At 67.8% G+C, this 9,297-nt stretch carries 1 protein-coding gene and 1 pseudogene; both read left to right on the plus strand.

Annotation, left to right across the window (positions count from 1 at the left end; genetic code table 11):
* Nucleotides 1–40: 40 nt before the first annotated feature.
* Nucleotides 41–1,354 carry a type VII secretion-associated serine protease mycosin gene (gene mycP, locus A5700_RS01755; RefSeq protein WP_231991358.1) on the plus strand — a complete coding sequence of 438 codons (1,314 nt, stop codon included), beginning with the start codon at nt 41–43 and terminating at the stop codon, nt 1,352–1,354.
* A gap of 334 nt (nt 1,355–1,688) precedes the next feature.
* Nucleotides 1,689–3,107, plus strand: a pseudogene (locus tag A5700_RS24900) (AAA family ATPase); the annotation flags it as partial.
* Nucleotides 3,108–9,297: the final 6,190 nt, after the last annotated feature.

Below are 9,297 nucleotides of genomic sequence, written 5' to 3' on the forward strand. Positions count from 1 at the left end.
GTTGTTCATAGTCGCGACGACCCTCGCACCGGCGTCCGCGGTGGCCATCGAGCCGCCGCTGGTGCCCCCTGGCGGGCCGCCCGTGGGTCCCGTCGCGCCACCGGAGCCGACCGAGCAGAAGGTCGCCTGCGGGATCGGCGCGGTAGTTCCCGGCAGCCGGTTCGAACAGCGCCCCAGCTCCGACGTCATGCTCAATTTTTCTGCTGCCTGGCGGTTTTCGCGAGGAGCCGGTCAGAAGGTGGCGGTGATCGATACCGGCGTGGCGCCCAATCCGCGGCTGCGTGCGCTCGAGCCCGGTGGCGACTATGTCTCGTCGACGGACGGCCTGGTCGACTGCGATGCACACGGCACGCTGGTGGCCGGACTGATCGCTGCGGCCCCCAGTCCCGACGATGGGTTCGCCGGTGTGGCACCCGAGGCGACCATTCTGTCGATCCGCCAAAACAGTGACCTGTACTCGGTCAAGGGAAGTGGATCCGCCCAAAACGACCCGAACGCGGTATCGCCGGGGTACGGCAACACGCACACGCTGGCCTTGGCGATCGCTCACGCGGTGGATGTCGGCGCCACAGTGATCAACCTGTCCGAGGCGGCGTGTGCACCCGTGGGCGCGGCATTGGATGATGCGGCCGTCGGGCAGGCCGTTCGGTACGCGTTCGAGCGAAACGTCGTGGTGGTCGCGGCGGCGGGAAATCTCAGCGCTCAAGGGCTGTGCAGCGCCCAGAACGAGGCGCGCGATCCAAACCTTCCGCTCGCCGATGCGTGGCGTTCGGTGCGCACGATCACCAGCCCGGCATGGTTTCGGGATTATGTGCTGACCGTCGGCGCCGTGGCACCGGACGGCAAGCCCAGTGATTTCTCGTTGCATGGACCGTGGGTGAGTCTGGCCGCCCCCGGCGAGCAACTGACGTCCTTGAATCCCAACGGCTCTGGGCTGATGAACGCCTGGCAGGATCCACAGCACGGCCTGGTGGCGGTCAACGGCACCAGCTTCGCCGCTCCCTTCGTGTCCGGTCTGGTTGCTTTGGTCCGCGCCCGCTTTCCCGAGATGTCAGCCGGGCAGGTGATGGAACGGATCAAACGCACCGCGCAGACCCCGGGGGCCGGCCCCAACGCGGCAACCGGCTTCGGGGTGATCGACCCGGTCGCGGCGTTGACCTATGACGTGCCGCCAGGAACCGGGCGGGCTCCATTTGCCGGGCGGCCGATCAGCAGACCGCCCGCGCCGCAGCCGGCTAGCCGTCGAGGACGCAACGTCGCGCTGATCGTCGTGGCCGCCTGCGTGACCATGGCCGGGATCACCATGGCCCTGACCCGGGTCCTGGGCAAGGACGCAACGGAAAGCCAACAGTGAAGGCGACGCCGCTGGTGAACGGTGCCGCGCCGAAAGTCGAGGTGCGACAGTGTCCATGAACGATCCGTTCGAGCACGGTCCGGATCCGGCGGACGAGTTCGACGAGGTCGAAGGCAGAGCCGCTCGCCTGATGGCACAGATGGCGGCGCGGCGGTCGCAACGGGACGAGCATCGAACCGAATCGATCGACGCGATGCGCCCAGAACAGGACCGCGATCTCGGGGACACGGACGCTGGCCTCGTTCCCGCAGACGAGGCCGCGACACCCGCCGAGTTCACGCCGGCAGAGCATGACGACGGTGCTGTCGACGCACGCGAACCTCACCAGCATCCGGCATCCGCTGGCGAGCCGGTGCCAGACGAAACCGCGGACCCACGCCCGATCCGACGCATGGCCGCACCGCCCTGGCAGAGGTCGACCCCTTCATTGACCCCGGACTTCGATGCGGCACACGATGAGGCGCAACATGTTCCGGGTGACGAGCTCACGCCCCCCGCGCGCGACGAGCCGCCCGCGCACCGCGGTGCGCATCCCACCGACGCCCCGGTACCGCCCCCGGGGTGGCCGCCGGGGCTGCCGCTGCCCGAGCCGGGCTGGCAGGGTCCCCCGCCGGGGTGGCCTCCCGGGCTGCCACCGCCGCTGCTGCCCGGATGGCAGGGCCTGCCGCCATGGTTGGCGTCCCTCGAACAGATGCCGGGGCAACCTCCCGCGGGCCACCACCACGGTCCACGAACGACGGCCGGACCGCGGCACTCTCGAGACCAGCCCGACCGGCAGGAACACCGGCGCCCATCGCCTCGTCCCGACACCGCGCCGACCTACCGCGTGGCACCGTCACTCGACGAAGCTGAGGTGCTGACCCGCCATCCCGACGCTCCGTCGTCGGGTTGGCGGCAGGTGGTGTACCGGATCACCGGGGGACGGTTGAATCCCGGTATGTCGCGCAAAGAACGCGAGCGCGAGGAGTTGTTCGCGCAGATCCGCACCCCCATTGTCGGTGACTTCCGGATCGCGGTGCTGTCGATCAAGGGCGGGGTGGGGAAAACCACGACCACGATAGGGTTGGGTTCGGCCTTGGCGATGGTGCGGACCGACCGGGTCATTGCCGTCGACGCCAACCCCGATCGCGGCACACTGGGTGAACGGGTGCTCGATACCTCGACATCGTCGACGGTGCGAGACCTGTTGCGGGACGACCGGATTCGACGTTATGCGGATGTCCGCAACCACACCCGCATGGCGCCGAGCCGGCTGGAGGTGCTGGCCAGTGAGCAAGACCCCGCAGTGGCGGAAGTCTTCGGCGAGACCGATTATCGCCAGACCATGGACATTCTCCGGCATTACTACAACATCATCCTGACCGACTGCGGCACCGGGATCATGCATTCGGCGATGGCCGGCGTGCTGGACTTGGCCAACGCCATTGTTCTGGTGAGTTCGCCGTCCATCGACGCGGCCCGCAGCGCGTCGGCGACACTGGATTGGCTCAGTCAACACGGTCACGCAGGGCTGGTGCGCAGCGCGCACGTCGTTTTCAGCGCGTCCAAACCCGGCTCCGCGGCACTGAAATTGGACAAGGTCGTCGAGCACTTCGAAGCGCGCTGCGAGTCGATCCACGTCATCCCGTTCGAGCCCCATCTGGCCGAGGGCGCCGACTTCGACTTCGCCTTGCTCAGGCCGGCGACGGCGCAGGCCTATCTCGAATTGGCCGGTGCCGTGTCGGCCAAGTTTGCGCAACCCATCTGGCCCTAGTCGGCCTTTTTCTCGGCGCCGCCGGCAATCGACTCGTCGTCGGTGTCGGCATCCGTGTCGCTGTCGGTGTTGTGATCGGCGGTGATTCGGCCGCTCCGGTCCCTGGTGGCGGAGGTCCCGACGCGGCCGCTGAGGTTGTTTTGGAGGACCTGGTCCGTCGGCAGGAACGCGTTGGCGCCGTGGGTCATCCAGAATGGGCCGCGGGATCGCTGGTCGTCGAATCCGAGGGCGGCGGCGCATTGAGCGCAGGCCCGCATGGTGCCCGCAAGCAGTCGCAGGTCGAGGGGGCGGTCCTGACGTTGTAGCTCCTCCTGGATTCGGCGCTCGGCATGTAGCTCAACGGTCCGGTCATCGTCTCGGTAACGACCGTCCGGAACGCTTACGCGGCCCTGCCGGATCGCATCCACGATCTCGTCGACCAGTCCGTCGCCGTTCGCCGTCGACCGCGACATCGCATTGCGCAGCTTGCGCCAGTGGCGCGTCTCCCTGCTCGTCGGTTGGTGCTCCGGCGGCAGATCCAAAGCATCACCCAGTGGGGAGTCGGTCAAGAACTCCCGTATCGCTCGGTTCCCCGCATAGGTGTTCGACGACACATACAACGTCCGCTGCTCACGGTCGAAGTAGGACTGCACTTCCCCGGACGACGCGAAGCGACGCCGCAATACCGTTGACACCCAACGCAGTAGCTGCGCCGAGCGGTCATGTTCGAACGACCGCGGATCGCGCACCAATTCCGGGTTTCGCGCGTACAGCTGTGCCACCTGGGAACCGGGCGCCGATTCGTCCGGGCCGCGAGCGACGACGAAGCGGCGGTCCGGCGCGTACATCCCTCCACGAACCGTTATCGGAACCATGGGACCGTCGGCGCTTTCGGTGCCCAGCGCGAGGCGGTTGAGAGTTTCGACGAGCGCGGCGACCCCCCTCTGCTGAAGCGGCGAGAGGTTGTGCAGCCTGTTTTCGATGTCCGCCCGGTCCCGGATCGCGGGTCCGGCGCCGACCGCGATGGCGAATGCACCCCATGGCGCCCCGGCTGCTCGTGCGGCGTCGTGGGCCGACAACGCGGGGTCACGCCGCATCCGAGCTATCGCATCGGCGACCTGTGCCTGATGCGTGCGGAAGACGTTGAGGAAGTCTTGAGCCCTGATCGTCGTCGGCAACTCCGCCGCCTGCACACCTCGACCCATGGCGATCAGTGAACTCGCGATCGAATCCCGCCATTGCGCGTAATCGGGCAGCCGCGTCAGGTGCTGCGGAACCTCTCGGTTGCGAAGACCACCGTGCCCGGGCGCGACATAGTCCCCGAGCGTTTGCTCCCCGATGCCAAGGGCGCGGCTGATTGCCGGCATGGAGGCCCGCGGGTCCTCGGCCAGCCTTCGGAGCGCGCCCGCAATGGTTTCGGCGGTGACCCGGTCGGTCAGGGCCGGATCGCCTGGCTCGGGGAGGTGCGAGGCGACGTCGTAATTTTCCAGTCGCGTGAAGGCGTCTCGCAACTGCTCGCGGTGTGCGGCGTAGCGCGGCAGCCGGCTGAGATGCTCGGTCGGAATCTTCAGGGATCCATTCGCGTTGATCCACCGCTGAATTGGCCGTTCGGGGAGCCCGGTTCGTTCGGCCAGCGTTCGGAAGACACTGCCCCTTCGCGGCGACGCGGGCTCGCTGCGCAAGTCGATAAGCGAATGCAACACGCTGACCAAATCCGCGGCGGTATAGATCGATCTTGTCTGCGTCGTCGGCTCGGGAAGTTGTCCCTCGAAGAGCCCCAGGCTGTTCAACAGGTCTTGGATGGCAGCCCGGTGCTCCTCATAGTCCGGCAGGGCACTGAGCCGACCCGCGAAATTCCTTTTGACCTCTCGCCACGATTTCTCGCTGAGCCAGGTGGCGGTCGTATTGATCCGCGTTTGCGACGCGCCCCGGCTTTCAAACTGCCTGGCGATGTCCGTGCGCGCGCCGCGCTCGGAACGAGGATTGGCGCGTAGCCGCTCCTGCAGGGCGACAAGCATCTGCTCGAGCTTCCTGGCGGTCATCGGGGTGTCGTCGCCGGGGGCGCCCGACGGCGGCTCTTCGCCGTCGGCGGGTGGCGGCTTCGGCCGCTTCGTCGCGGCAGCGGGGCCCGCGTCACGCTCGTCGCGAGTCCGCTTGCTTGCCGGGGCTTTACCTTTGCCCTTCGAGGTGGAGCTTTCGGCCTCACCGCCCCTGGAGGATGGGTGTTCGCCGCTGGCCGCGGCGTCTTCGGTCTTTATCCGCTTCGGCGCTGAAGTGGTTGTGGCGCGCGATGACTGAGGGTGAACCTCCCGGTGTCGCGCCACCGGTAAGCCGGCGTTGCCCGTGAGCCGGGATGTTCCTGCTGCTGTGTTGCCCCCCAGTCGAGACGGTCCCGCCGTGGCGTTGCTCCGGCCCGCGACCGGCCGCAATCGGTCCGGGACCTGCGCGCCCAGAGCGGTCAGCCGGTCGAATTGGCGCGTGCTGATCGAAGGAACCTCGTCAAGAAGCAGAGCGAGACCCGTCATCTCGCTGGTCGTGAGCCGGCCTTCATCCCGAGCCCTTTCCAGGTTCTGCAGAACCTGGTCCACCATGGGGTGTGCCTGTCCGCCCCGGGCGCCGCCCTTGCCGGCCGGGTACGACTGACCCGTCGCCACCCGCCGCGACAGAATCTCCGCCAGGTCGACACTATTGAGGCGGCGCTCGACATCAGGCAACGCAGCATAGACCCGCTGAATCGCCTGCGCTCCGTCGTCGATTCCGACCCGCTCCAGCCTGGCCACAGCTTCCTGCAGAACGGCCTGGGCTCGCCCGGGATCAGCCGCCTCGAACCGCCGCCATTCGTCAAACGGCGTCGTCACTACCACTGTTGCGTCATCGGGGACGTCGGGGCGTGGCGCAGCGCTGCGCGTTGACTCCGCAGTCGGGCGACTCGGCGGCTGCGCGTCGTCACGGCGGTCGTTGTCGCTTGGGCGATCCGGTGCGAGCGTCTTTGCATCGGCCGTGGGACCGGGCTGCTGCGGGCCCGCCGATAGTTCGGGCGTCCGCACGTTGACGTCGGCGTCCTCGCGATGAACGGCCGCGGACAACGCTATCTCCGTCGGTGAGTTCGAGACGCCTGCGCCAACGGGATTCCCGCCGCCGTGGTCGGGCGGGAGGGCCGCGGGGTCCGCTTGCGGTGGCGGTTGCTGTTCCGCCGGGGCGTGATCGGGTTCGAGGGCGACGGGGTGGGTTTCATTCTGGGGCAATAGGATTGGGCCGCGAACCTCGACGGGAGGGATTTCGTGGGCTTTACCCGCGTAGGTCACCGTCACTGACATTTCCGTGGTGGCGTCGAATACGGCGTAGGCGCGGGGGAATTTCCCGTTGGCCGAGACTCGGGCCGCCTGGCTGGAGATCGGGGCTTGGCGCTGTCGGCCGGTGATGCCAGCACCGGCCAGCAGGCTGCCCTGAAGGTCTTCGGACCGCCAGTGTGGACCGAACATCACCCGACCCCCGGCCTCACGGGTCCTGATGGGTTGATGATTTCGGCTGCGGGTCACGTCGTTGAGGACGTACGCGTTGCCGCCTTCGTGTTCGATCTCCTGGAAGTTGAGTTCTCGGACGGCGGCGCGGGCGGTGATGCGCAGATTTCCGCGCCGTAGCAGCTCCACGTCACCGTCGGCTCGGGTCATCTCGCCCAGTTTGCTCGCCAGGCGGGTGTCGGTCAGGTAGTCGTCCAGGTGCTTGCTGATATCGGGGATTTTCAGCGCGGACAGGTTTTCCACGACGTGCTTGCGGACGTCGGCACCGTTGGTGATTTTGCGGATGATGGTGTCACGGCTGAAGCCGTGGGACGGTAGCCCGGTCTGGTCGGCAGGTGCGACGGCGTCTCGCCGTTCGTCGTTGCCGATAATGCCGTCGCGCGGGGCGTACACCGGGTGGTCTTGTGCGTCGGTCGGCGATTCGCGGGTGATGAAGTCGAGTCGTGCTGTGCCGACGTGGCTGACGCGACCACCGCCGATACCGAAGAGACCGGTCGGCCGACTCATGTCGACCGTGAGGGTGGCCACGCCGACATGCGTCACCGTGGGAACCTTCTTGCGAAAGACATTGCCGACAGCCGAATTGTGCGTTCGCGCGTCGACGGTCTCGTTGCCGATGCCGCCGGTCAGGCGGCCCAGCGCCGAGATGTTCACGGGGTGCTGGCCGGGCAGTATGTCTGCCTGGGCCTGAACGTAGCCCTGCCAGGCGCTGGCTTTGATGTTGGAAACACCCGCTCCCACCGACTGCTGGCCGCCGCTGTAGAACTCGGTGGTGGGCTTCGAGTCCGTGGCGTTCAAGCTGTCGAGGCGTGCGCCGAGCACAATCTGACCGCCACGCACCGAGTTGAGGTGGACCGTCTTGGTGCCGCCCCGGCTGTAATCACCCAGCGCCCGTTGAACGGTCATCGTTGTGAGGTGTTCTGCGAGTTCGGCGCGTACCTGTGGCCACGCGGTCCCGAATACCGCGCTGCCTTGGGCCGTCATGGAGTCGAGGATGTGGGTGGCCACCAAATCCTCTCCCGAAGAACGGCTTTGGCCTTCACCGCCGGAGGCGGCCGTCGAGTCACGGCCGGTATGTGGCCGGATTTTCACCACAGCCTGGTCGACGGCGAGCTCGACGCGTCGTCCCGGCGCGGGCAGATCGCGTTCACGGTCGCCGCCGATGAGGGTCGGGGTTTCCTTCGGGTAGGAGAAGGTGCCGCTGAGCCGCACCGGTTGTGGCGCTTCGGGAACGCCCGGCACCTTTCTGCCGACGACGTGTTGTTCGTAGCTGATGTGAAAGCGGATCGGCTGGCGGAACAGGTCGTGCGGCTCCGTCGTGCGCACCCTGGCGGGTACCCGGTGTTCGATCTCGCCCGTGAAGTTCGGGAAGTCCACGTTGCTCAGGTGGCCGAGGCCCTGGTCGGCCCGGCCCGAGACGTCTTCCCGGGGGCGCACCGACGAGGTGTGCGTGATTTGCGCGCTGACCGAGCCGTGCGGGACGGGAATCTGGATCCGCGCGCCTGCCACCGTTCGCAGCGAATTGCCGTAGATGTGGGCGGTCGATGATTGTGACTCCGTGGACAGGTCCGTCTCGAATTTCTTTGACGGACCGATGTATTCGAAGTCGTCGGGGTCGCTGCCGCGGACCGGGTGTACCTTGACGGTGATCTTGCCGCCCCGCACCGCGACGTCGTGACTCCATTCCTTACCGGACTCGTGGGTCAGCCGGCCGAGCAAGATGTTGGGGCCGAACGCGTGGGAAAGCCCGCCGATCGCCTCGTCGAGGGAGCGGCCGAGGGCTGGGGCGAGGTCTTGGCGTATCGCCTCGAGCAGGCCGCTCGCGGGGTCGATGCCGACGAGCATGTCGGAGGGATGCCAGGCCGGTCCGAAGGCGTGTTCGGGGGGACGGTGCACGTCCGTGACCCCCGGTGTCGTCCAGTCCAGTTGTGGCCGCACCGGTTCGGGCGGTTGCGGCGGTGCCGTGCCGTCGGCGGCGTCCGTCAGCAGATGCTGCGGTGCCTCGGATGACGGCGCGTCGGCGGTGCCCCGGCGATCGGGGGCGCTGTCCGCGGTGCCCTGACGACGGCCAAGGAGCGGTGTCGTACTGTCCACGGTGCCTTGACGCCCGGCGCGGCTCTCGATCGTGCCCTGGCGGCTCGGCCCGATTTCGGGCGCATCCCGGTCGCTGGGGACGAACGGCGTCGAGCGGTCCGCCCCTTCACCGTCGAGCATGCTCTCGACCGTGCCCTGGCGAAGCGGGATGCGTGGCGCCGAGGCTTCCCGGGCCTCGTCCTCGTTCGGCGCATCGGCTGTCGCGCGGCGCGCGGGGGCGTCGGCGGTTGGGCTGTCGATCAGCTGGTACGCCTGGGGGTTGTCGCGGACGTCCCGGTCGACGACGTAGCTGAGATTGTCGAGCCGCTTTGGACGCACCGCCGAGGGAGCCGGAGCAGCCGATCGGTCCTGCCGGGCGCCTGCGGCGGCCCGGATCCCCTGGTGTTCGATCGAGTTGGGGGCGAACGGGTTTCTGGGCAGAGGCGCTTGATCGACGGGGTCGACAGGAGGCTTGGGCCGTGGCTCGTCGACGAATCCCGTGGGGATGTCACGGGTGAACGTCGGCGGTAGCGACGAGTCGTGCGTGCGGGAGCCTTGCAGATCGGCGAGGGGGATCGCGATCTCGACGGGGAACAAACCCGACTCGTGCACGGTGG

The organism is Mycobacterium sp. E1214 (genome assembly GCF_001666755.1).
GTDB lineage: Bacteria > Actinomycetota > Actinomycetes > Mycobacteriales > Mycobacteriaceae > Mycobacterium.